The organism is Bacillus sp. EB106-02-03-XG38 (genome assembly GCF_058792175.1).
In genome coordinates, this window is record NZ_JBYTED010000005.1 from 157,794 (window position 1) to 183,651 (window position 25,858).

Here is a 25,858-nt window from a genome sequence, read left to right on the forward strand (position 1 = left end):
AAAGATTGCATTGAGGTCATTAATGATCAAATTAAAGACACTAGTATTAATAACTTTTTGAAGGGGCAACTTAAAGATTGTATTAAATTACTAGAATTAAATATCTTAAAATTCAGTAAAAATATTATTTCGTATAGAATAAACCTTAATTTAAACAATGAGAGAATCTCCTTATATGAAGAGCCTATAAATAGATATAATTTATTAATCCTATTTCATGTTGAAGGGGAAGAATCTATAATACCCGTTTTATGGCAAGTAAGTACGGAATCTTCACCAGTTCGTATTCTTTCCAATCAAATAGAAGAGTTAAGAATAGAACTAGAGCAAACTGTTCAGGGCAAATCATTAAAAGATAAATTAAAATTACCAGTTATATTAGATCAGTGGCCAGCCTCTCATTTTGTTCATGAATGTTTTGGACATACCTCAGAAGCTGATAATTATATGGAGTATGCTTGTGAAAATGGTTATAGCCTAGGTTATAGATGGTCTGATTATAAGTTTAATGTATATGATGATCCAACTTTATTAGGGCACAAAGCTTATTACGGAATGGATGATGAAGGAGAGAAATCTTTTCGTACCCAAATAATTAAAGAGGGTATTTGGAGTAATTTACTTCATAGTTCAGAAACGAAAAAGAAGCTACAAGCAAAAGGTTCGTGTAATGGTCGAAAAGTTTCATATGACGATAGTATTCTTCCACGTATGTCCATAACGTATATGGATAAAGGTAACGAGAATATCAATGATTTAATATCAAAAATAGAATATGGTCTCTTTTGTAAAGGTTCATGGGGAGGAGGATCAATAGGTACAAAATTTGTAATCAGACCATCTTATGGGATTATTATTAAAAACGGAAGTTTAAGTAATTTAATTATTAGAAGGTTTGATATTAAAGGTTGTAAGTTTGAGGCTGCGAAGAATATCGTTGGTAGTAGTAATGAATTGCGAATTTTCAATCCGGTATTTGGCTGTGATAAAAACAATCAAAATAATTTAAGTGTAACTCAAGGAGCTCCACATATTTATTTTAGAGAGTTAAATATTTACCCAATATAACATTGAAAGAGTGAGGCCAATGATTGAAAGAATAGATTGTAAGAATCTAACCTATGAAAGATTTATGAAGGAGTTTGCAGATAAGAAGCCTGTTATCTTAACAAATCTCGTGAATAATTGGGAGTGCTTTAATTGGGATTTGAAATATTTAAATGATAGATTTGGAGAGCAAGAAGTTGTAATTAGAAAGTCTGATTATGAAGGGAAAAAGAAAGTTTATACAGTGAAGCTTTCTAAATTTATTCAATTGTTAGAAGGTGGAAATGAAGAAAATTGGTATTGTGATTGGCCTTTCTCCATTATGGGAAACAGAGAAATCGCATTATCATATAGTATACCTTCCTTTTTAACAGAGCAAACAGTTAGGAAAAAAGGAGATAAAGAATTGAAATGGGTATTTCTAGGTTCAACGAACACTGGAACTCCATTACATAAAGATTTTCAAGCAACACACAATTGGAATGCCGTTATATTTGGAAAGAAAAAATGGGTGTTTTTTAATCCGGAATTTAATCAAGAAATGGAATATTTAGCGAGTGTAGATTGTAATATTTTTAATCCAACTCCAGAAGAACAAGAAATTATTTTAAAAGCAAAACCTTACTATATAGAACTTAATCAAGGTGAGATTATATATACTCCTAAAAATTGGTGGCATCAAGTTATAAATGAAGAATTAACCTTTGCTATTAGTGAAAACTTTTGGTTTAAGCATGAGCTTCAAGTTAATTAACTTTAAATAAATCATTAAAAAATAGGGGGATTTAATAATGCTAAAAGTAGAAGAACATGTAATTAAGAAAAGTATTTATAAAACATTAGAAGAATTAGTAAGCTTACCTGGTCCTGTTGGTCATGAATATATAGTTAGTGATTGGTTAAAGAAACGTTGGATCAATAAATCAGAGGAATGTTTTGAAGATAAAGTTGGAAATTTAATTTGTAAAATTGGTGGAAAGGGGCCTAAATTATTAATCCAAGCACATATGGATGAAATTGGATTTATAGTGAGGTATATTACCCCTGATGGCTTTTTACTAATTGATCCAGTGCAAGAAGCACATAGGTCTGGTCCTAATCATTTACATATGATAGGTCAATTAGCTCAAGTAATAAGTAGAACAGGGGATGTAGCAACAGGAGTTTTTGCAACATCTACTGGTCATGTCCTTACCGAGCAGCAAATGGCTGGAAATTTAAATTTTAATAGCCTATTTATAGATATGGGGGTTAATAGTAAAGAAGAGGTAGAAAAATTAGGAGTTCATATTGGCTCTAGTGTGGTATGGAAAAGAGAATTAACTCAGATTGGAAATAAGCTTATTGGAAAAGCGTTTGACGATCGGATTGGACTTTTGGTCATGGATCTCCTTTTAGAGAAAATGGACGTTTCCAATTTAAATTATGAAGTATGGTATGGCGCTACAGTGCAAGAAGAGAATAAAGCTCATGGCGCTTATGCTCTAGGTTCAAGAATGGACTTCGATATGGCAATTTCTTTAGATATTGGTTTAGTAGGAGACATACCAACTGTAAATGAACAAGATTATCCTACTAGATTAGGTGGAGGGCCGACACTAGTTTATAAGGATGGTGCTATTCATTATAATCCTAAAATAACATGGGGGTTAGAGGATATATCTAAAAAGTATAACATCCCTTATCAAATTGGTATTTATAGTAATTATGGCTCTGATGGTATAGCCCTTTTTGATAGTGGTATTCCTGCAGCACTTATTGGTATTCCAACTCGTTATACACATACACCTTTTGAAATGGTTGATATCAAAGATATTTATTCTACTGTAAATTTACTAAATCATTTTATTGACAATAAAGCAAACTAGATATGGTCCTGTTGCAAAGTTGATTAAAGTATAGATGATTTTAACTAAAAGCACTTCATTGTATGTGGCTTTTACAAAATTTTATAATTCATCGTACGTTGAAAAACCGAAATCTGTTCGCAGATTTCGGTTTTGTTTATTTAAAGTATGATCTATCTCAATTATTTTTTTCTTTTAGCTTAATGGCATGCGGCCTTATCCATAAATGTATAGAATTGAAATGACTTTTAACCATGGAATAGGCTATAAATTATTGAAGGTAAAAGTATAATAATGTACTGGTTTAAGAATGTTAGTGGAAGAAGTATTTAAATTTTTTCAATATAAGATTTTACTGCCTGTAATAAAAACTCTTCCTGTCCCATACCAGCATCTGTGGCCATTTGCACTATTTTTTGTTTAAATTCATAATCCACATGAAAAGTTAATGGCTCTATATTACTTTTAAAGTAAATTCTTTCTACATGTGGAAGGATTGTGCCGGATTTCATATGAGAATGTAAGTATTTAATTTCCTCTTGAAACTGCACTGGATCAACTTCTAATACGAAAGGTTTGATTTCTAAATTGATAGTACCAGATGAAATACTCAATCGCATATTTGTGACACCTAGCTCTTTATAAAATAAATTTATTAGATTATATGTGATGGAATGAAATAGCTGAGGTTTTTTAAATGAAAAAGATAAATACCCACGTTTCGTAATTACCACTTGTTTCTGGAAAGGATCAAAGGAGTAATCACGCTCCTTATAAGTGGATAGAGGGAAGATCTCCTCATCTTCTGTAAGAATCTTTCCATCTGCTCCATTGATCTCTATTACCCTAGCTGTTTTTCCGGTATGTTTATGTGTTAATAATTGATATAAATATATATCTTCATCTTGAAACTTAGTAATAAATGTTTTTCGCTCTTTTGTTTTAGTTTTTTCATAATCAAGCATAAAAATCTCTAGCTCTTCCTCATCGATAATATATACTTGTTTTCCTCGTTTTTCTACCATTGTTGCGGGTAATTTTCCAGATTTGATGTATGTAAAGATAGTAGATGGTGCAACATTAAGAATTTCAGCTACTTCTTTCGTGCTAAGGCCTTTAACCTCATTTTTATTTTTTAAACGTTCAATATCCTCTAAATAGAAAATCTTACTACCGAATTGCTTCCAGTTATCTTTATATACACATTCTATTAATCCATCTTTTTCTTTTTTTAAAATTGTTTGTACTGTTACTCCTAATAAGTCGGCTGCCTCTTTTGTCGTTACAGTAGGTTTAGTAATGAACAATAAATCTTGTGTCATGAAAGGACACCTCCATAACTATCGTTTACTAGTAATTTAGATATGTATCTATCATATCAGAATATGATTTATATTTAAAATAAGAAATAGAATTTATTAAAGTTCTTATACATATTTATAATATAAAAATACTTGTAATTCGTTTTATATTTTAATGGGTTTTTACAGTTCATTTTATTATAAAAGTAATTTTAATGCTAAATAGCAAATGATTAAACTATAACTATTTAATAATAAATTATAAAAAAATATAATTATAAGTAAATAGAGAAGAATATAGACTTATTACAGAAATAATATGATTTTTAATTTCTATAATTGATGTAAGTGATATAAAAATCATAGTATACTTAATAAATATACTAAAGATTAAAATCTATACAAGAAGAGGTGATCTATAGGTATGGATAATAAAAGTCAAAACGAAAATTTACCTATTTTAAAAAGTCAAAGAGAATTTACAGATATATATTTACACAATATAAAAGTTATATCTTCATTTATGTATAACAATCGTTATATGAATGATTTGGAACAAAAGATAGAGGATGCAGAAAAAGAAGGAAAGGGAAAATATGCATTTCTAGGTGATCTTGAAGTGATATATCATTTTGTAAATTTACAAAATGATATGGATGAAAAGAAAAATAGAAAGGATGATACAAAAAAGAGTTATGTGTCTGAGATACTATCATTTTGCGAATGTATGGTGCAGCATGCAGAAGAGTTTGAAGTGAATGGGGAAGAAGTTCAGCGAAATGCTTCCTTATTAAAAACATTACAGCCTTGGCATATTCGTAAATTTAATTACTGGTTAAAAAATATACAAAATGGTCGAGGTGGGAATACGTATGCTGTTGCAACTTTGGCGAAGAAAACGGTATTGATTCGTTCCTTTTTAAAACATCTTCATGTATTTGGGTATATTGAAAAACCACTTCATGAAGAATTACAGCGTGCAAATGTAAATGAAAAAGATCGGCCGAATCGAGATTTATCCTATGAGGAAGTCATGAAAATATTAGGTTTTTATAAAGAAAGAGGACATTTAATAAACTATACAATAATACTTGCATTAGCTAGTACTGGTGCACGTATTCAGGAGTTGTGTACTGCAAGAGTAAAAGATTTACACTATGATGGAAAGTATTGGTTAAAGGTTAGGGGGAAAGGGGACAAGGTGCGTGAACTTTTCGTTTCAGAACATTTATACCAATGTATTTGTGAGGTGAGGAGAAGAAGGGGTTTCCAAACGGTATTGGAAAAAGGGGATGATAGTCCGTTATTTATAAATCAAAGAGGAAATGCATATAACTCTAAAACATTATCAAACCAAGTAACAGATATGATAAAGAAGACAAACTTAGAGTTCTTACAATATCGTGAAAATCCAGTAACCGCACATACATTTCGACATGCTTTTGCAATTATGGCAGTAGAACAAGGAAATGCAGATTTATATCATTTAATGCAAACACTTGGTCACGAAAATATTCAAACCACAAAAATATATTTAGAAAAGCATATGAAGCGTAAAAATAATGTTGGATCTGCTTTCGCTGATATGTTGATATGAGTTTTATAATAGTTATAGCTGTATTTAATTGTGTGTTTTTTACATAATTAAATACAGCTAATTCTCTTTTATTTTCAATTAATATGAGCATTTATCAAATATAATTGATTGAAGATTAAAAAATTCCTTCTATTTTGATGATATGCATAACTTCTATTGCAGCATTTTTTTAAAAGCTGTTTGTAATGATTTTAATCCAAGCATATGAGGGAACCGAACCATGTGCATCAAGCCAATATTTTGAAGTATCTCACATTTGTTTTCTTAGGTTAATGGGAATGGGCCGGTATCCCATGTATGGCGAACAACTAAACTGGCTTCCTTACATCTTATGTCCGAAGCCAGTTCATCTCTCACATCCTTCCTTCGCATTCCTTGAGGAAGGAATCTTCCTGGCTAGATTTATAAACTTAACTTATTGAGCTTAGGGTGATACTCCCATTACAATTTTGATAATTGATTGACCACACTTTCTAAAAATTGCTCTACCTTTTCTTTTGTAGTATCTGGCGAATGATAACCAATTGTAAATGTAAGTCTCCCATTGTAAGAGCTTGCACCCATTGTAAAGAATGGTGCATACATAATTGGTGATGTTATATACCCGTCCTGAGCTTGAACTTCACCAAACTTAATAGGTTCTTCAGCTATTGATCCGAAATTAGTAAGTAACGGTAAAGCCATTCCCATTTGTAAAGCCAGTTCGTATTGCTGTTTATACATTTCCTTCACTTCAGATAGCTTTTTACTTGCCAGTAACTCCATTCCTGCAGCTGAAGAAAGACCTGGATTTTGAGATTTTATTGTAGCCATTGATTCTTTGACTCGAACTAGAGTTTGATTAAATGAGTCATCATGTTCCATTTTAATCACTGGCATTTCCATCCCGGATAAGTTGCAAATTGAACCAGTTGTATGATTAGGGAGATATCGGCGTAAATCAATTGTTAAACCAATCATTTTTTCTGCGGTGCGAGGTTCTGCATACACAGCAAAATGTGATAAAGAGCGGAAGTATGCAGTCATGATGGCATCATTTAAGGTAGCTCGTTGTGCTTTTGTCCATTGGGTTAAACATAGAGTTTGCTCATGGCTTAACCGTCGAACGGCCATTTTGGGATAAGTATTTTTATTAGGTTGAGATGGAAAAGACCATAATGCTGCTTGTTGTTCTTGGCTGGGCCGATACGCACTTTTGATGTCTATTATTCCAGTATATTCGAATACAGGTGATTGATCACGAAAACCGTCATTTTCTTCATTAAATCTCTTTATAATTTCATCCTTAGACTGCCCCAGAGAAAGTTGAGTATAAATTGCTCCCAGTAAATTAATATATTCCTTGACTCCAGCACTATCTGAACAAAGGTGAGATAATTTCACAACTAACATATTTGTTGAAGTACCTTGTAATAATTTTGTCTGAACCATTGGCCCCTGAATAAGATCTCCAGATTGCTTAATAAAATCTATTGCCATCGTTTCAAGATTTTGATCATTTCCTTCTGCAAAAAAACAAATTGGTGAGTTAGTACTAGATGAATGTTCCTCCCAGTAAGGTATATCACTTTCTACAAAACGGCTGTTTAAAACGGGCTGTAATTGTAACGTTATCCTTACTGATTGTTCAAGTACCTTTTTCGATATACCTATAGGAAAATAAAGAACGGCATTAATTTGTTGATTTGCGGAATAAAGACCTAGTATATAATTCATTCGATCTTGAGGTGTTACTGAATATTTCCTTTGTTCCATAATTTTCTGCCTCTTTTCAAGCTATTTTTGGTAACAATCTTGTTTTTCATAGGATTGTAATTTTTTCAAGAATCCATAATGTTTTCTTATCAATTTTTTAGTATTTCACTTATGAAGGTATGTTTTTCGTAATGATGAATGTTGTTATTGGTATTAATAACATTTATCAATTTTGTTTAGTTCCCGTATGACTTAACAAACGGAATGTGATTTTGTTTGGTTATACATAAACATTTTATATAAAAGTTTGTAAAAAATCCACTGAAATAAACGTGTCATTTTTCTCTTTTTTCGACAGTATCTCCCATCTATTTACTAGCGCTATCCCAACATTAAACAAATTAATTAAGGCGCCTTCTGACATTAAATATACACGTTGTAACTTCTAATCTTACAAAATTGTAAGATTAGAAGTTACATAGTTAGATAGAAGTCATTAACTTATGAAAAAATCTCATCTATAATCCAGATATAAATCATTTATTAAAGGAGTATTTTAATGAAAAAAATTATAAGTTATGCGGTGGTTATTGCCATTTTCATGGGAATAGGATTAGGAGTAAAACGTTATGTGCAAGGTCCAGGACAACCAGTCGATGGAATTCTAGTTAGTGGTACTGCAGCTGATGTAGAAAAAGTCAAAAAAGAATTTAAAGACGATATAAAGCAATCTATAGACTATAAAGTTAAGTACGTCGCTACAATAAGAAAGACCCAATTATCAAAAGAAGATAAGAAACAAAATGATACAAATGAAGAATTTGAAATCAATACTACAGAATATGCAGTTATCAATAGTTCTACCGCGGTAAAATTATTTAATAAGGGACTTCTAAGAGCTAGAAAAGATCCGAATTCAGCGTCTACTATTTCTGAGATGGTGAGAGATAAAAATAAAGTATCTAGTGATCAGAATCTATTATTTTCTTATGCGGGTGATAATCCTACGGTTGATAATTTTGAAAATAACCAGTTGAATTTGAACGGTAAGATGGTACCTGCCCAGCATGTTAAGCAGCAAATTTGGATTGGGTATGACCCCATGAACCTTGTTATTCTAAAAGACCAAGACTATAATGCAATTTCTGAATCAGAGTCAATAATGAAATTAATTCAATTTAAAAAACGTGATTTTGATTATAAAAACAAACAAGAAGTAAACAAAGTTTTACAAGATATTGATAAGGTCTCACCGAATAATCAGCATAAAATAAACTTTGTAGAGGTACAAGACTAATTTAAAATGAAAATAAGGTGATATGAATGGAAATCGTAAGAATAGAGGATGTCGTCAAAAGTTATGGTGAAGGTAATAGTAGGGTAGATGCTTTGAAGGGCATAAACCTTACAATACATCAGGGAGAATTTGTTTCAATCGTAGGAGCTTCTGGATCAGGTAAAAGTACATTGTTGCATATTTTGGGAGGATTAGACCGCCCAAGTTCAGGAAAAGTATTTATTGGAGAGAATAATATTTATAAATATCCAGATAATGAACTTTCAATATTTAGAAGAAGAAAAGTTGGCTTTATATTTCAGTTCTTTAATTTAATTCCTGTATTAAATGTGCAGGAGAATATAGCTTTACCCACTTTACTGGATAATGAACCTATAGATAATTCTTATATGGACGAAATTATTGAAATTCTGGGACTTCATGAAAGAAGAAATCATTTACCATCAGAATTATCAGGAGGTCAGCAACAACGGGTTTCGATTGGGAGAGCACTTATAAATCGCCCACATTTGATTTTAGCTGATGAGCCTACAGGGAATCTTGATACTCAAAACACAAAAGAAGTCATGGATTTATTAAGATTGACAGCAAAAAAATATAATCAAACTATTGTATTGATTACTCATGATTTAAAAATTGCATCAACTTCTGACCGTATTATTACAATTGAAGATGGTCAGATCATTTCCGATCAGTGGCTATCCACCAATAAGCCTAAGACGGGAGGAAATTAATTTTGATTGGTAATTATAAACAATTAAGCAGGAGATACTTAAAGGGGAATATGAAACGAACAATTTTAACTTTGATTGGAATCATACTCTCTGTATCGTTAATTTCTACAATCGGCCTATTTATGAACGGCACTCAGATTTCTCAAATCGAGAATACGAAAAAGAGGCAAGGGTATTCTTTTCATGCTGTGGTATTAAATTACGATGAATCGATATTGAAAAAAATTAAATATAACCCGCAAATTGAATCATTTGGTTTTATGTCACAGGGAGAAACAGTCCAAGTCGGAGACGCTGCTGTACAAATGAATTTTGCTGATGATAACGCCTTGGAGTTTTTAAAATACAGTATTATTAAGGGGAGATTGCCATCTAATGATCAAGAAGTTGCTGTTGATCCCTGGGTATTACCTTATATAAAAGATAATATCAAAATAGGTGATTCATTCGAATTAAATGAAAAAAAATACAAATTGGTAGGTTTTCTAAGTGATAGTGTATATACACAAGAAAATAAAGTGGGACGGGTACTAACCTATAAGCGTAAGTTTAGCGCTGGGGAAGGAAAAATATTAGTCGGAATTAGCCCGGAAGCAAACTTTAATGAGGTTTTAGAGGGACTCAAGACTATTTCCGGAGGGAATAATATTAATATAAGTGAAGAATTAATTCAATTAGAGAAACCAGGTTACAATAATTCGATTATGGCCACGCTAATTATTACTATCAGTATTGTTGTGATAGCGACAGTTGTTGTGATTTACAACGCTTTTCAAATTAGTGTCGTGGAACGGACGAGACAGTTTGGATTGTTGAGAAGCATCGGTGCAACACGAAAGCAAATTAGACAAATCGTGCTGAGAGAAGCTACTTTTCTGGCTGTTATCGCTATACCATTAGGAATTATATGCAGCTTAATAGCACTTGCATCTCTTCAATTCACTTTTTCACTTTTAATGGAAAATAGTAAAGGAGTCTCCATATTCCATGTTGATTGGAAGATTTTATTGATTAGTTCAATTATTACCTTCCTCTCTGTAATAGCATCAAGTTTCTACCCAGCTTATTTTGCAGGAAAAATCTCCCCATTGTTAGCAATCAGCAGTAGGTTGTCAATTAAAAAGGAACAAATCAAAAAACAAAAGAATTACATATTGAGAAAACCTGTATCTTTTCCTTTGAGCATGGCTATGAAAAATGTGAAGCGCAATAAAAATCGTTATACCATTACAATTTTATCAATCATTATAAGTAGTGTGTTATTTATTACTTTTTCGTATTTAATGAATGTTGCATTTGCATCTAAATCTTTTGATAAGTTATCTGTTACATCGGATATTACAATTAAGCTAGAGGATAATAATTCAGATCATTTAGCTGAAAGTGAACAAGTTTTGCGTCAATTGAAATCACTTGGAAATATATCTAATGTAAACGAAAAGAAGAATAGATTTGAAACTAAATTAAAGGATGTAACTCAATCTTCTGCGACAGTTAAGGAAATAGAAAACACGATTGGAAAAAGATATTCCATTGCAATTGTAAATAATTATCAAGAAAATAAGACTAAAAAAGAAGAAAAACTTACTTTACAAGTACTTGCATATAGTTTTATCATAGTCATTTCTTTAATTAGTAGCGTTAATATCCTCAATACTATAACTATAAGTATCATGACTAGACGAAAAGAATTGGCTGCTTTGAAATCCATTGGTATGTCACAAAAAGATTTGAAAAAAATGATTACCTATGAAGCTCTGATTTACGGTTTTTCTGGAAGTTTACAAGGAATCTTTTTTGGTTGTATATTGTCTTATATTTTATATTTAGCTATTTCTGATAAGTTGAAAATGGCATGGACGATTCCTTATGAGGCTTGTATCATTACGTTTGTTTCAGCTTTAATAATTAGTTATTTATCAGTCTTAAATCCATTGAAAAAAATTAAACAAGATAATATTATTGATACTATCAGAGAAGAATAATATTATAGGCCTGGCTAGATTATAGTCAGGCTATTGTAATTGAAGAATAAACTAGGGGAAGAAAAAGGAGAGGGCATACTTGAATAAAAAAATATTACTAGTTGAAGATGATGAAGCTCTTGGCCTAGCCATCGAATTTTCATTAAGAAATGAAGGTTATGAGGTAATTAGAGCGTGCAGTGTACAAGAAGCAAAATACCAGTTTGTTCACAATACATTTGATTTGTTCATCCTTGATATTGGTTTACCAGATGGTAATGGTTATGACTTATGTATATATTTTAAAGGACAAAATGAAAAATCAATTATTATTTTCTTAACTGCACTAGATGAGGAAGCAAATGTGGTAATGGGGCTAGATATAGGCGGAGATGATTATATAACCAAACCATTTCGGGTTAGGGAACTCATGGCTAGAGTGAAAGTACAATTGCGCAAACAAGCAACGCTTGAAACACCTCCTCAGATTTTAAGGTCTGAGAATATAAGAATCGATACGAATCTAGTCAAGGTCTATAAAGATTGTGAAAGTATTACATTGACGAATTTAGAATACAAGCTTCTATTGAATTTCATGATGAATGCTCACAAAGCTATTAAAAGAGATGAGCTCTTACTAAAAATAACGGAAGGAGATAATGTCTTTTTTGATGAAAATACGTTATCTGTATACATTAAGCGTTTAAGGGATAAAATTGAAGACAATCCTCAAAAACCGCAGTTTATCGTTACCGAAAGAGGATATGGTTATCGTTGGAGTAAGGATGTGATTGGGTGAGCAAAATAATGAAAAATACTGAAATAAAAAGCTATATGACGATACTAACCGTTCTTTTATCTTTATTTACGATTTACCAATTTATTACTCAGCAATTATTCTATGATCATTTAAAACGCGATTCTATTGCAACCTGGGGGGAAATCACCGCTAGATTGGTTGAGCAAAATCCTGAAAATGAATCCGAAATTATGAAAGCCTTAACAAATCATTCGTCTCATTCAAGTGAATATCAGAAAAAAGGGACCGAAATCCTAAAACAGTATGGATTATATGAAGACTTGGAATCAAAATTTTTTCCTCACTTAAATAACTTAATTATTGATCACAATCAATTCATTATTTGGGGATTGATTGCTTTTGGGTTGTTGCTTTTTTTGGCAAACTACATGCAACAAAAAATTATTTTTAATAAAATTAGCCAGCTTACTAGGGCTGCCAAAAAAATAATCGAGGGAGATTACTCAGTTGTCATTAATGAAAATAAAGAAGGGGATTTCGCGAAACTGGCAATTTCATTTCGCTCAATGAAGGATATCATTAGAAAAAATATGCAGGATTTGCTTGAGGAAAAGCAATTTTTAGGAGAAATGTTGCAGGATATATCTCATCAGTTAAAAACACCGCTCTCAACTATTTCTATCTATAATGAAATGTTATTAAGTGAAAAACTATCACGTGAGCAAGAAGTTCAATTATTGCAAAATAATGATATTCAAATATCTAGAATGAATGTCTTGATTCAGAATTTGTTAAAAGTAGCAAAAATTGATGCAAAAGCTATTTCGTTTGATAAAGAGCCAGGTAATTTAGTAGATACGACTAAGGAAGTTCTAAATCGCTTGCAAAGCATGATAAGTGATAAGAATATATTGATTGATTGGCATGTACCGAGAGAAATAGTCGTTATTTATGACAAATTATGGATGCAGGAAGCTTTATTAAATCTGTTGAAGAATGCAATCGAACATTCTAAACACGGTGGTAAAATAATGATTCAGGCCAAAAATTCTCCAATTTATACAGAACTAGTGATCCAAGACTTTGGCGAGGGAATCTCAGCTGAAGAATTACCTCATATTTTTGAACGATTCTATAAATCAAGTAGTTCTAAAAAGCACGGCTCGACCGGAATTGGGTTGGCACTTGTCAAAGCTATTATTGAGGCACATCACGCCTTAATTACAGTTGAAAGTGAAAAAAATGTTTATACAAAATTTACAATTACTTTTATGAAATTGTAATAACAGTTGGGTATATATTTTAATCTTTTTCATATAAAGGGGTTTGTTATGTTTAATAGATTGAAGTATTTTCTTTTGTCTGAGAAAGAAATAGTTGATACTGTGAAAAATTACAAGGAGGAAAAAATACACGTTTCCATAATAAAAGATTTTTTAGCGGATTTAATTTTAATAAGAACTTTTATATTTTTAATGTTTGTTCCAATATCAACTTTTGTTTTTTCAATTATAATTTATGGAGCTGTTTTCTTTTTATCTGGTATTAAGATTACTGTTTGGGGCATCACTATAATGTTATTGGTTCCAATAACATTACTTTTCTATATGAATATAACTAATACATCAATTATTATTACTGATTTAGTGAGGAAATTTTTATTAACCATAAAATATCTAAATCCATTTTACTCAATATTAAATAAACCTTGGATATTTATATTGGAGGTATTATTTGGTTTTTTATCATTTTAGCCAAGAAGACTCCTTCCTCAAGGAGCGTGAAGGGTCACAGCCCAGTGAGTAGGTGGGAGCTGAATTGGCTTCGAACAAGGGATGGCAGGAAGCCATCTTAATTGTTCGACATACAGAAAGTGTTACTTTACTATCTATCGAATGTATGTTTGGTGTATAATAGTTATATACCGAAATGGAGGTGAATGAAATGATGATCAATAAAACCTATAAGTTTCGTATCTATCCAAATCAAGCACAAGCAATTCTAATCAACAAAACGATTGGTTGTTCCCGCTTTGTATTCAATCATTTCCTATCCTTATGGAATCACACATACAAAGAGACAGGAAAAGGCTTGACCTATGGTACATGCTCTGCCAAACTCCCTGCCATGAAGAAAGAGTTTGTTTGGCTCAAAGAAGTGGATAGTATTGCGATTCAATCGTCTGTTCGCAACCTTGCGGATGCTTATACGCGCTTTTTCAAAAAACAAAACAGCGCACCGTGCTTTAAATCAAAGAAGAACAACGTACAATCTTATACCACAAAACAAACAAATGAAAACATTGCCGTTGTAGGAAACAAAATAAAGTTGCCAAAACTAGGTCTTGTTCGATTTGCCAAAAGTCGTGAAATAACGGGACGTATTGTAAATGCTACAGTTAGACGAAACCCTTCTGGTAGATATTTTGTGTCACTATTAGTTGAAACAGAAGTACAAGAACTTCCGAAAACACATTCTTACATAGGAATAGATGTAGGACTAAAAGATTTCGCTATTTTGTCAGATGGAAAACCCTATGAAAATCCGAAGTTTTTTCGATCATTAGAAGATAAGTTGGCGAAAGCACAGCGTGTCCTTTCTAGAAGAATGAAAGGATCTTCTCGCTGGAATAAACAACGAGTAAAAGTAGCTAGAATTCATGAATACATATCAAATGCTAGAAAAGATTACTTAGACAAAATCTCAACTGAAATCATCAAAAACCACGATGTTATCGGTATAGAGGATTTGCAAGTATCAAATATGTTAACAAATCGTAAGTTAGCAAAAGCAATTAGTGAATTATCTTGGTCACAGTTTCGAACCATGTTGGAATATAAAGCAAAATGGTATGGCAAACAAGTCATTGCCGTATCGAAAACATTTGCTTCCAGCCAATTATGTTCTTGTTGTGGATATCAAAACAAAGACGTTAAAAATCTAAACCTACGTAAATGGGACTGTCCTTCTTGTCGTACACACCATGACAGGGATATTAACGCAAGTATCAATATAAAGAATGAAGCCATAAGGCTTCTAACCGCAGGGACTGCGGGGCTAGCCTAATCAATTAGAGTTCGATAGAACTCTTTACTTAGGAATCCCTCACTTCTAAACGAAGTGAAAGTGGGGATAGTTCAAATGTCTTTGTACTATCTTTATTTTCTATTTGGATAGTATTACATTCATTAGAAATAGATTTCTCTGAATTTAGTTCGGAGGACAATCGAAGTTTCCAATTTTCAATTGTTATTTTGCATACAGCAATTTATTTGTTTATAAGAGTTCATGGCCAGTATTGTAAGACAACTAAGCAAAAAATTAAAAAGTTGAAAATGAAATTTTATTTATGGTTTTGTTCTATGATTGCAAGTATTGTATATATATTTGAATCACTCTTTAATTATATGAATGGAATTCAAGCAATTTATTTTATATTTGTTTTAATGATTGCTTTAGAAAGAACAGTGACACATTATAAGAAATTTATAGATTTTTTAGAATCTGAAAATTTGTATGAAAAATATTTTTAGAGAGAAAAGTCTTTTGAAATACAAAAAGTTATACCTACTAAGTACTGGGCGAGTAAAAATACGCTATTCTTCCGCTTGAATCATATGAGTGAGCCCGAATGGTGATACATGAAAAAAAGACCTCCCGAATTCGCATACTAAGTGAACTGTATCCTATAAAATAGATGGTTAAAAAAACTGAAAAATCAAGCACTTAAAAGCATGATATATTAGTCAAGTGAAAATTTTCACATAGAAGCACCAACACAACCTAAAGGATTACATAGTATGGGAACGACTGCATCAAGTGTTGATTTAATGTCAGGTCCATCTGACGATAATATTGGTGTAGACCATTAAGATATTTATAGAGAAACAGAAGGATTAATGAAAAAGATTGCAACATCCACTACGACTTCTTATTTGGATAAAAACTTAGTTGCTAATACTACTTATAAATATGTAGTGAAGGCGGTTGATATAGCTGGAAATGAATCTGTACAGAGTGATACATTCACATTTACTACAAAAACTGAAAACGTTCCATATGAAGCATGGGATGCAAAGAAAGCATATAAAAAGGGAGAAAGAGTTCTACACGAGGGAAAAGTGTATGAAGCAGTCCAGAATTATCAAGGAAATGGGGATCCAAACTGGATTTATGCTTTATCATTATGGAAAACAGTGTAAGCTTTACCTGAATATAAACTAAGAGATAATTGGCTTTGATGTAATAAGAAAACTTTGAGAAATCACTTTGCTCTTTATAAAAAAGACGACGTATTCAGCGTCGTCTTTTTTTATCTATTATATGTTTTAGGATGTTACTAGGTAAAATGAAGTATAAATCATTTCCTATCTACATTGCTATACTATTGAACTGTTTTTTATAAGTCCAAAAGTCAACGTGGAGATTGCAAGTACTCATAAAGGATATTTAGCTAACTGTTCACCCCAAGGTGATAAATCAGTTTCAATAAATCCTGCTTTTTTATATACAAATTTAGCTGTAAGGTTTTCAGGAGCATATCCAATCATGATTAAAGAAATATTTGTGTGATTATTACGTTTTATTTCATCAATAACTAGATATATAGCTTGTTTACCTATACCTTTTCCTTGAAATCTTTTATCAATCATAAGTCTATAAATCCAATAATTATTATCATCAGGATCAATCCCAAACATAGTAAATCCTATCATTTTTTCATCAAGATAAATACCTTTTGCATAGAAATTATCTAAAAATTGAACTTCTGCGATTGAATAGAGGTTGGATGCAATAAATGTTTGTTGTTCTTCTTTAACAGACAGTTTAGTTGCTTCTTTCCAATTACTTTTGTCAATTGGCTTTAAATATAATTTCTTCAACTTTATACTCTCCTTCGATTATTGAAGAGGAACACGTAGTTTATAGGCTAGTGAAACGTTATCCTCTTGTTTTTTTGCCCAATCAAATAAAAATATTTACTCATTGACAACGCCTCCTTAAAGGTACAATTAAAAACACGTTATTATATTCAATATAATTATATTCTTTCTCTATAAATTCTTTTCCTGTTGAATAAATCCTATTTCTTAAATACTCAATATTAATATAAGAGGGTTTTATATTTGAAAGTTACGTGAATTATTGGATAATCTTGAGAAAATATTAATTTAATTAAAAAATAACATTTTTTCAATTTCCTGTAATTATAATTAAAGGGTGTTCTGTTAGCCTTATACAGATGTATCCGTTGATTGATTCCATGTATGAATCTAGTTTGGCTATCAATAGAATATTCCACATACCATTGAAAAAGGGGGAAGGTTTATGCAAAGAATTTTTAAATTCCTGTTCATATCCGTTTTTTCTTTAATTTGTGTTTTGTATGTTGAAACGAACGCTTTTGCGGCACCAGCATACGATGGAGTTGTCAACATGAAGCAGCCGTCAGGCGAATCTTTTGAGGGCACATTACATGGTGATGAATGGTTCCATTGGATAAGTACAAAGGATGGTGACGTACTTTTACAAGATCAGAAGGGATATTGGAATTACGCTGAGCTTACATCAGATGAACTGAAATTGACGGGGAAAAAATATAAAATTGATAAGAAGCCTTCGATGGCGGTAAATGAGAACAATTTTAACAAATGGATAAAGAAATACAACCCTCAAGCAAAGAAAAAACAGGAGTACATGAATAAATTACAAATAGAAGCACCAAAAAATATAGATGGAACTGTCACTCCAGTTTTAGGAAATAAAAAATTGCTTGTTTTGTTAATTGGATTTACAGATGTTGATATTGCATATAGCGATAACGATTGGAGTAATAAATTCTTTTCTACAAATCAAAAGTCAGTAAAGAATTACTATAATGAAGTAAGTAATGGAAAAGTACAAATTACTCCAACTTCCGAAACATATGGTACGCAAAATGATGGGGTAGTTAAAATAAAATTAGACTACGCTCATCCGAGTACATCGGGAAAAAGCATGGGAACAGTTATAACAGATGCATTAGCTAAAGCTGATTCCCAAGTGAATTTTGCTAGTCTTGATACTAATAATGATCAAATTATTGACTCCAAAGATGGTTTCTACATTGTAACTGTTCTTGCTGGTAATGAACAGGCTAGTGGCGGTCCACTTCCAAATATTTGGGCACATCAGTCATATGCTCCTAATACAAATCACGATGGTGTTACAGTATCAGGCATGTATACAGCGCAGGGTGAAAAACAATATGGTCATATGGCGACAATTGGTATACCTGCTCATGAGTTAGGACATTCTTTTGGTCTTCCAGATCTATATGGCGACAATAACCGTGTGGGTAATCTAAGTATAATGGGGAATGGGGCTTGGAATAGTCTTCCAGGAGAAGAGTATGGAACTACGCCAGATCATATGGATGCTTGGTCCAAGGTAAAACTAGGCTTTGTAACGCCAAATGTAGTAAATACCAGCAACAATTTTACTCTAAATGCGATCCCAAATAACTATAATGTGTTAAAGATTCCTTTAAAGGATAATACGTATTTTTTAGTTGAGAATCGTGCAAAGGTTGGGTATGATGCGAGCTTACCAACTAATTCTGGTGGTATTGCGGTTTGGCATATTGATGAATCCATGAATAATAATTCCAGTGATCCTCATCCTTTCATTGATATAGAACAATCCGTCAGTGAATACCAAGACCCTTTCTATTACACGAATCAAAATCATGCTGCTACCTTTAGTCCAGACACCAATCCGAATAGTAATACCTACACGGGAGAAAAATCAGGAGTAACAATTACCACTACAAGTACAAGTAATTCTGCAATGAATGTAGCAGTCACAACAAAAGAAGCTAGTTTAATTCCACAAACAAACTGGACACTAAAATATGTAGATAGCTATAATTGGTACAATTTAGGTACGTATGCCTTTGATGGAAACAAAGACACATTTTGGCATACAAATTGGAGCCCAGTAGCTCCAATGCCGCACGAGATTCAAATTGATTTAGGAGCAACCTATAACCTCTCCAAATTCAGCTACCTGCCAAGGCAAGACGGCCAAATAAATGGAACGATTAAGGATTATGAGTTTTACGTAAGTAGTGATGGAGTGAATTGGGGAACAGCTGTATCCATAGGTGCTTTTTCAAATAATACTAATTTGAAAGAAGTCAGCGTTGCAAATAAGACAGGTCGTTATATTAGACTACGTGCATTAAGCGAGGTAAACAATAATCCATGGACAAGTGCAGCTGAAATCAATGTATTTGGAGTGGCTCAATAATATATTTGTGAGGGTATCTATTTAAATCATTGAAACACTATTTCAAAAGGTTATCATACGCTGAGAGTTTCGTTCAGCCTTTGATAACCTTCTTATTTTGCTAATATGTAAATAAATACAGATTAATAAAATTCACTTGCTTACCTTAGTTTAGCCTAAACGTGAAACTTGTTCCAATAGAATTAGGTGTAGGGAATTTAATAAAGCAATATCATGATGATGTAGTAAATGATGGGATAGGTACCATCTTAACGTTAATAAGATAATATTAGGCTGATAGTGCTTCCATTTGAACCATACACCTTTTTAGTAATAGTCCTCAGTAAGTCCAAGATTAGAGATTACTTGTAATTAACGTGAAATTTTTGTATCAGAACCTCAATTTCTATTTATTATAGTTTTTAAAATTACTATTTACATATAATTTACATTAGTGTACTATTTGTCTAGTACACTAATACAGAGGAGTAAAAAAATGAAAACTGAGTTTTCTCCTAATATCCTCATTTATGTTCAGGTAATGGAATACATCAAAAAAGAAATTGTAACAGGACGGTTGGCACCAGGTGAAAAAATTCCTGCTGTACGTGAATTAGCGGGGGAATTACAAGTGAATCCAAATACAATTCAACGTACATTTCAAGAGCTAGAGCGGGAAGGTGTTGCTGAGACACGTAGAGGAACAGGAAGATTTGTAACAATGAATGAAGAAAAAATCAAAGAGCTACGCAAAGAAATGGCTAAAGAGTTGCTTGATAATTTTATAGATGGAATGAATAATTTAGGTTTTATGGAAGAGGAGATTCTCTCAATACTTCCTTCTTCTTTGGAAAAGAAAAAGGAGGGGAATGAATGGAAGAACTATTGAAAATTGAAAATCTTTCGAAAGTATATGATTTAAAAACAGTGATTCAAGATGTAAGCTTAACTATATCAGAAGGGAAAATTATCGGTCTTGTTGGTGAAAATGGTAGTGGTAAAACGACATTATTAAAAATGATATCTGGTTTACGTTACCCTTCTAAAGGAAGTATTACAATTAAAGATAAAAAGGTGGGATTAGAAACGAAAAAAATCGTTTCATTTATGCCCGATAGTCCTGTTTTTGAAAAATGGATGACTGTAAAAGATGCCTTGTTGTTCTATCGAGATATGTATGCCGATTTTAACCTACAACAAGCAATAGAATTAATAGCTAACTTTAAAATCCCGCTAGAGGAGAATATAAGCATCTTATCAAAAGGGAAAACAGGGATATTGCAGCTAATATTAACCTTTTCAAGGAAAGCAAAGGTATATGTACTAGACGAGCCATTGGGTGGAATTGATCTTGTTTCTAGACAGCATATATTAGATTTAATTCTTAACTTTTATTGTGAAGATAGTACCATTCTTATTTCGACTCATTTAATCGAGGAAATTGAAAATATATTTGATGAGGTAATCTTTTTAAAAGACGGGAGTATTGTATTGCATGAAAATGTAGAAGAAATTCGTTTTCATCATGGAAAAGCAGTACATGAGTTATTTAAGGAGGTTTTTGGGAAATGAATCCGCTTTTTCGTTATTTATTTAATTGTAATAGAAAAAAGATAGCCGTCTTTTATTTTGGATTTATTACTATTTCGTTACTTCTTTTATTTAATATGATGGGAATATCGAAGGTTACAAATAAGCTTACAAAGGATATAACATTAGGTATATTTATCTCAATAATAGGTAGCACAGCATTTTTACTGATTTTAATAGCTTTGCCTTCTTTCAATAAAATGCTAAAAAATACTATGATACGTTATACAGCCATCTCAGGAAAAAAGTATATATATGCAAATTTATTCTTCTTCACGTTAATGTTTATTCTTTTATTAGTAATAGGCTTAATTTTTCTATACTATTTCTCCCAGAGTACCTACGGTGGAAAAGTAGGCGGGGGCTACCAACAGGAGTTTCATGAGTTATATGCATATGGATTTCTTCATCACATGCTTTCTGTTTTATTATGGGGAATCGATTTCATGAGTATATTAATCTCCTGCTATTTCATCATGGTAATTACAAAGCTGATTCCTATAAAGTCATCAAAGGGTAAGATGGTTTTATCTGTTATTTTCTTTGCTTTATTTTTAACAATCCAAACATTCGTACTGGATTTATTAAGTAAATTAGAGAAATATGTAATCCCTATAAAGAGTACGAGATTTATAGATAAAAATGGTTTTATTGACACATCACTGTATCCTAGTGAAGGATTTACTATTTTAGATGTATGTTTTACTTGCTTATTCATAATTTTCCTAGCAGCTATTACAGGGCGTATGATTGATAAAAAATTAGAAATATAAAGATTCACTTTAAAGGTAGAGTGTACTTAGGAGGAACAAATGAGGACAACTAATCCAATATTAAAAAAAGAAAAATTTCATAAACAGAAGACAAATGCTTCTATGATGACTATTGGTGGAACGATAGCCAAAACATTCATTTTGCTTATCTTACTTCTTACAGCTTCTGTCTATTCATACGTACAAATGACACAAGGGACAATGAAAATACCTGTGTTAATTGGAATTATAATAGTTACTCTAATTGTCGCATTTGTAGTTATATTCATTCCTCGCATATCACCAATTTGCGCACCGATTTACGCAGTATTACAAGGTATTTTATTAGGAAGTATTTCAGCATATTATACAATGCGATTTGGTGATTCTATCGTTTTAACTGCCGTATTATTAACAATTTCGATTTTATTTGCCATGTTAGTGTTATACGCAGCGAGAATAGTAAAAGTGACTAAAAAGTTTCGTGCGGTTGTAACGGTTGCAACACTTGGAATTCTTATTATGTATTTTATTGTTTTCTTACTTGGCATCTTAGGGGTGACTGTTCCATATATTCACCAAGGTGGGACAATTAGTATCATCATAAGTACAATTGTAATTATTGTCGCTGCATTAGATTTATTACTAGATTTCGATTCAATTGAAAATGGTGTTCATAGTGGAGCACCAAAGTATATGGAATGGTACAGTGCAGTAGGGCTTATGATGACATTAGTATGGTTATACTTGGAGATCCTTCGTCTGGTTTCTTATATTATGAAAAACAAAGACTAAAAAACATCCTGCATGGTTCAGACATGCAGGATGTTTTTTAGTCTTATATTATCAATTGGATTTATATAGATAGTTACAAATGTATGAGTTCAGCCCATACTTATAAATGTAATCTTCCTTTGTATTCAGTATGGGAGGGATTGGTTATGCTGAAGGGAAGTACACTTTAGATGTTAGTTTATCCATACCAAATACCTAATCAGAGAATTTTGTTGCTCTAGCAGATATTGAATATGAAAATTTAACAGGAACATTTGTGAAAAGGGATAGACTTGGTCCAAGTGTTGAATACTCACATACATATTGTCTATAGAGTTGATAAAAGTAATGATAAAAATAAAGGCAGGTGATAGTTAAGGAATTATATCTTACAATATACCAGAGTTATTTAGAATATGTTCAAAGTTTTAAACAGTGTGTTGAAATTACATACCGTAAAAGGTGTTTATCGGGAATTTTGTTTATAAAAAGAATGTATTTTTCAAAAGTTATGTAAAATATAATCATGTATCAAATAGTGAAAGTAGTAACTGATTTTATAGTGAAAAATGTTGAATTATCTACAGATATATTTCTTTTAGTACCCATTTTCTTGTCTCGATATATAGACAAGAAAATGGGTACTTTTTTAAACAAGGATACCAAAGTGGATACTTTGTAAAAGTAGCGAATACTAATTAAATGTGAACTTAAAATTTGATTCTCTATTGGGGTAGCACCACATTGCTATCAAGCTAAGCTCATACAACGTCAATTAAAGTAGAGGTTGTTTCTTTATTATAAAATTTATGTGTAGGGAACCTAAAGATTTGCACACGAAATAAACCCTAACGGGTTTCATTTTTTGAATTAAGCCACTTGATTATCAGACATGGTACAATTGTAAACGACACCTAATATATCAAAGACTGTTTTCTTCTCATATCGATGAGATTTTCTCCCGTTTTGCTGTAGGAGGTTGAACAGGCGAATTAGAATCTTTGATAGCTCTTGGGTGTCTTTCTGTATTGCTTGGAAAAGAAGGAGGAATTAATCTTTAATCATATATATGGCCTTATATTCACTCAGTTCTCGTTTCTTTTTCATAAGAAGCAATTGACGCATTTGAAACATGGTAGAAGAACAGAGTAAAATGGCAATCAGTTGCCCATACAAATGGCATTCCAATCGTTCTCGTTTTATCTTTTTACAATGATGAATATGAAAGAATGATTTCCACGTTTTAAATAAAATCTCGATTTGCCAACGTAAAGAATACCAATCATGTACTTGTCCCATTGGGATAATATCTATAGGAGTATTTGTCATATATACATTGATACCACTAAGCCGTTTACTACGAGCAGAATACTTCATTCCTTTCTTTTTTCTCTTACAGTTTGATCGCGTAATCGTTTTTGTTGTTGTTCTTTTGTTAGTAGATGAAAAATCACACGAGTTGGGACTTTATCAGTCATTCCTACATAAGTGTTGGGTATTTCGTATGTTTGTCCTGGCTGAAGAGAGTTCATTAAAACCTCCATATCTATCTGGATATACTCTGTACCTTTCTTGATTCTGCCATCTTGAAAGTAATCGGGTTTAGGATTTTTTTGATAAATACGTGTATTCGATTTGATACGTGAGATATAGTAAGCCTTTTTATCTTGTATATGTTGAAGATCTTTTAAATGAAAATATCCTAAATCTCGTATACATAAATCATTCGCTGTTACAGTTGGGACACACAGGGAACCGTAGGTTCGATCATGCTGTTTACTGGGACCTGTATGCATATGTAGGAACTTTCCGCTTAATAAATCATACTCAAGCTGAATCTTGACTCCCGCAGTATGGCTGCATCCTCCTGCACCCGCATAAATGAATGTAAAGTAATCTGGGATTTGAAATGCAGTTGAATCTTAAAATACGGATACGCTTGAAAACAGAAGTATATGGAGAAGAAATCGACATAGATGAGGCCAATTTTTGGTTTAGTAGTTCAGCTAGTATGTGTTGTAAGAATTGGACCGCCGCTTTGTTAAATCGTTGATACAGTCCCTCAGGACTGATGAGTACTTCTGTTGATACTTCTAAACAGCTAGATAACTGAGTTAAAGAAGTCGCAGCGACATTTTGACTCATCCATACACATAAAGCAACTAAATCCTTCGCATGATACTTACTAGTTCGTTGTACAAAACCAACATCTCTAGCAAGATCTCCTAAGATATTTGGAGATAAACAGCTTTGAATCTCTTGAGCAAATAGTTGTAATTCATCGGATACAGAAATAGACATACAAAAACGCCATCCTTTCCTATGATTCTACAGAAAGAATAGCGTATTTTTTCATTTTAGGGGGCATTTTTATGTTATTCAGGTTTATTGAGGAGCTTTCGTTTGAAGCAATTTTAACCCCATACCAATAAAAATCAGTCCTGTTATCTTATTTAGAATCATTCCTATCTTTTGGTTTCCTCTTAATTTTTTTGTAACATATGAAGAGAAATAAGCAATAAATAAACACCATAATAGTCCAGTTACTGTAAAAGTAAGTCCTAAAATGATAAAAGGCATAGGACCTGGAACCTTTGTATCTATAAATTGCGGAAGAAACGCAATAAAGAATAAAGAGACTTTTGGATTCGTCAGACTTGTTAAAAGTCCTTGTACATATATCTTTCTAATGTTCAATTTATTGGATGAGGCTTGGAAAGCTACATTTGTCTTATCAAGTATCATTTTAATCCCTAAATATACAAGATAGATAACACCTATAACCTTAATGGTGTTAAATAGTACAATGGATTTTGTAAGTATAATAGATAAACCAAAAGCAACCAATAACGTATGAACTAAAGAACCAGTAATAATACCAAAAACAGAATACACACCTGCTTTTCTACCTTGTGAAATACTTCTCCCCACAATATACATGGTGTCTGCGCCAGGAATTAAATTTAATAAAATCCCTGTTAGTAAAAACACTTCATAATTAATAATACCGTACATTCTAGCATCTCTATCTATTTTTTTGGTGCCCTTATTGATATTAAATTAAATAGACGAAAAAGGAAAGTATTTTCTATTTATTCAATAAAATCAGTGGATTTTTGATTTACAACCAATAAAGTTGATTATGCGAATTGAAAATTCTTTCAGTACTTCTGAAGGGGCTTTTACATGTTTTGCAAGACTTTTTATGGTAGCAAAAAGTACTTTCATGTA

19 protein-coding genes and 4 pseudogenes are annotated in these 25,858 nt (G+C 32.0%); 18 read left to right on the plus strand and 5 right to left on the minus strand.

Annotated features, from left to right (window positions below; translation table 11 throughout):
• Nucleotides 1-57 precede the first annotated feature (57 nt).
• From AC3WTI_RS21475 to AC3WTI_RS21485, 3 genes are read left to right on the plus strand one after another with little or no spacing between them, the layout of a single operon-like run.
• Nucleotides 58-1,068 (plus strand): metallopeptidase TldD-related protein, encoded by a 1,011-nt coding sequence (locus AC3WTI_RS21475; protein ID WP_179861173.1) that lies wholly within the window; start codon nucleotides 58-60, stop codon nucleotides 1,066-1,068.
• Between the two features lie 19 nt (nucleotides 1,069-1,087).
• Nucleotides 1,088-1,801 carry a cupin-like domain-containing protein gene (locus tag AC3WTI_RS21480; protein WP_097841366.1) on the plus strand — a complete coding sequence of 238 codons (714 nt, stop codon included), beginning with the start codon at nucleotides 1,088-1,090 and terminating at the stop codon, nucleotides 1,799-1,801.
• Nucleotides 1,802-1,838: 37 nt separating this feature from the next.
• Nucleotides 1,839-2,915 carry a M42 family metallopeptidase gene (locus tag AC3WTI_RS21485; protein ID WP_097841367.1) on the plus strand — a complete coding sequence of 359 codons (1,077 nt, stop codon included), beginning with the start codon at nucleotides 1,839-1,841 and terminating at the stop codon, nucleotides 2,913-2,915.
• 308 nt (nucleotides 2,916-3,223) lie between these two features.
• On the opposite strand, the gene AC3WTI_RS21490 is transcribed toward AC3WTI_RS21485, so the two are convergent.
• Complete coding sequence (locus AC3WTI_RS21490; RefSeq protein WP_097841368.1) at nucleotides 3,224-4,216, minus strand: helix-turn-helix domain-containing protein; 993 nt, start codon at nucleotides 4,214-4,216, stop codon at nucleotides 3,224-3,226.
• A 403-nt stretch (nucleotides 4,217-4,619) separates the two neighbouring features.
• On the opposite strand from AC3WTI_RS21490, the gene AC3WTI_RS21495 reads away from it, so the two are divergent.
• Nucleotides 4,620-5,792, plus strand: coding sequence for a tyrosine-type recombinase/integrase (locus tag AC3WTI_RS21495; protein WP_097841369.1), 1,173 nt, complete (start codon nucleotides 4,620-4,622; stop codon nucleotides 5,790-5,792).
• Between the two features lie 441 nt (nucleotides 5,793-6,233).
• Here the strand turns inward: AC3WTI_RS21495 and AC3WTI_RS21500 are convergent, their stop codons facing one another.
• A complete protein-coding gene (locus tag AC3WTI_RS21500) occupies nucleotides 6,234-7,547 on the minus strand; it encodes a condensation protein (RefSeq protein ID WP_097841370.1) in 1,314 nt (437 codons plus the stop codon).
• 499 nt (nucleotides 7,548-8,046) lie between these two features.
• On the opposite strand from AC3WTI_RS21500, the gene AC3WTI_RS21505 reads away from it, so the two are divergent.
• The 9 genes and pseudogenes from AC3WTI_RS21505 to AC3WTI_RS21545 all read left to right on the plus strand — a co-directional run.
• Entirely contained in the window at nucleotides 8,047-8,784 is a 738-nt protein-coding gene (locus AC3WTI_RS21505; protein WP_097841371.1) for a lipoprotein BA_5634 family protein, read from the plus strand.
• 26 nt (nucleotides 8,785-8,810) lie between these two features.
• A complete protein-coding gene (locus AC3WTI_RS21510; RefSeq protein WP_097841372.1) occupies nucleotides 8,811-9,518 on the plus strand; it encodes an ABC transporter ATP-binding protein in 708 nt (235 codons plus the stop codon).
• 2 nt (nucleotides 9,519-9,520) lie between these two features.
• Nucleotides 9,521-11,503, plus strand: coding sequence for an ABC transporter permease (locus AC3WTI_RS21515; protein ID WP_097841373.1), 1,983 nt, complete (start codon nucleotides 9,521-9,523; stop codon nucleotides 11,501-11,503).
• Nucleotides 11,504-11,582: 79 nt separating this feature from the next.
• Nucleotides 11,583-12,281, plus strand: coding sequence for a response regulator transcription factor (locus tag AC3WTI_RS21520; RefSeq protein WP_097841374.1), 699 nt, complete (start codon nucleotides 11,583-11,585; stop codon nucleotides 12,279-12,281).
• A gap of 8 nt (nucleotides 12,282-12,289) precedes the next feature.
• Nucleotides 12,290-13,525: a HAMP domain-containing sensor histidine kinase gene (locus AC3WTI_RS21525; protein ID WP_097841385.1), complete on the plus strand. Its 1,236-nt coding sequence runs from the start codon at nucleotides 12,290-12,292 to the stop codon at nucleotides 13,523-13,525.
• Between the two features lie 48 nt (nucleotides 13,526-13,573).
• Nucleotides 13,574-13,987: pseudogene (locus AC3WTI_RS21530) on the plus strand (hypothetical protein); the annotation flags it as partial.
• Nucleotides 13,988-14,189: 202 nt separating this feature from the next.
• On the plus strand, nucleotides 14,190-15,308 hold the full coding sequence (gene tnpB / locus AC3WTI_RS21535) for an IS200/IS605 family element RNA-guided endonuclease TnpB (protein ID WP_179861174.1): 1,119 nt from the start codon (nucleotides 14,190-14,192) through the stop codon (nucleotides 15,306-15,308).
• 77 nt (nucleotides 15,309-15,385) lie between these two features.
• Nucleotides 15,386-15,775: pseudogene (locus tag AC3WTI_RS21540) on the plus strand (hypothetical protein); the annotation flags it as partial.
• Nucleotides 15,776-16,009: 234 nt separating this feature from the next.
• A pseudogene (locus AC3WTI_RS21545) lies at nucleotides 16,010-16,444 on the plus strand (carbohydrate-binding protein); the annotation flags it as partial.
• A gap of 234 nt (nucleotides 16,445-16,678) precedes the next feature.
• Here the strand turns inward: AC3WTI_RS21545 and AC3WTI_RS21550 are convergent.
• On the minus strand, nucleotides 16,679-17,125 hold the full coding sequence (locus AC3WTI_RS21550; protein WP_097841376.1) for a GNAT family N-acetyltransferase: 447 nt from the start codon (nucleotides 17,123-17,125) through the stop codon (nucleotides 16,679-16,681).
• A 445-nt stretch (nucleotides 17,126-17,570) separates the two neighbouring features.
• Here AC3WTI_RS21550 and AC3WTI_RS21555 point away from each other — a divergent pair, with 445 nt between their 5' ends.
• The 5 genes from AC3WTI_RS21555 (at nucleotide 17,571) to AC3WTI_RS21575 (ending at nucleotide 22,648) form a co-directional block, all read left to right on the plus strand.
• On the plus strand, nucleotides 17,571-19,532 hold the full coding sequence (locus tag AC3WTI_RS21555; RefSeq protein ID WP_492304407.1) for a M6 family metalloprotease domain-containing protein: 1,962 nt from the start codon (nucleotides 17,571-17,573) through the stop codon (nucleotides 19,530-19,532).
• Nucleotides 19,533-20,007: 475 nt separating this feature from the next.
• Nucleotides 20,008-20,400, plus strand: a complete 393-nt coding sequence (locus AC3WTI_RS21560; protein ID WP_097841378.1) for a GntR family transcriptional regulator — start codon at nucleotides 20,008-20,010, stop codon at nucleotides 20,398-20,400.
• Nucleotides 20,385-21,083, plus strand: coding sequence for an ABC transporter ATP-binding protein (locus AC3WTI_RS21565; RefSeq protein WP_097841379.1), 699 nt, complete (start codon nucleotides 20,385-20,387; stop codon nucleotides 21,081-21,083). Before AC3WTI_RS21560 ends, AC3WTI_RS21565 begins: the two co-directional genes overlap by 16 nt.
• Nucleotides 21,080-21,874: an ABC transporter permease gene (locus AC3WTI_RS21570; protein ID WP_098904169.1), complete on the plus strand. Its 795-nt coding sequence runs from the start codon at nucleotides 21,080-21,082 to the stop codon at nucleotides 21,872-21,874. Before AC3WTI_RS21565 ends, AC3WTI_RS21570 begins: the two co-directional genes overlap by 4 nt.
• A 39-nt stretch (nucleotides 21,875-21,913) precedes the next feature.
• Nucleotides 21,914-22,648 (plus strand): Bax inhibitor-1/YccA family protein, encoded by a 735-nt coding sequence (locus AC3WTI_RS21575; protein ID WP_098904170.1) that lies wholly within the window; start codon nucleotides 21,914-21,916, stop codon nucleotides 22,646-22,648.
• Nucleotides 22,649-23,497: 849 nt separating this feature from the next.
• Here AC3WTI_RS21575 and AC3WTI_RS21580 read toward each other — a convergent pair.
• Together AC3WTI_RS21580 and AC3WTI_RS21585 are read right to left on the minus strand one after the other, a co-directional pair.
• Nucleotides 23,498-24,928, minus strand: a pseudogene (locus AC3WTI_RS21580) (IS4 family transposase).
• 84 nt (nucleotides 24,929-25,012) lie between these two features.
• Nucleotides 25,013-25,642: a LysE family translocator gene (locus AC3WTI_RS21585; RefSeq protein ID WP_144488523.1), complete on the minus strand. Its 630-nt coding sequence runs from the start codon at nucleotides 25,640-25,642 to the stop codon at nucleotides 25,013-25,015.
• Nucleotides 25,643-25,858: the final 216 nt, after the last annotated feature.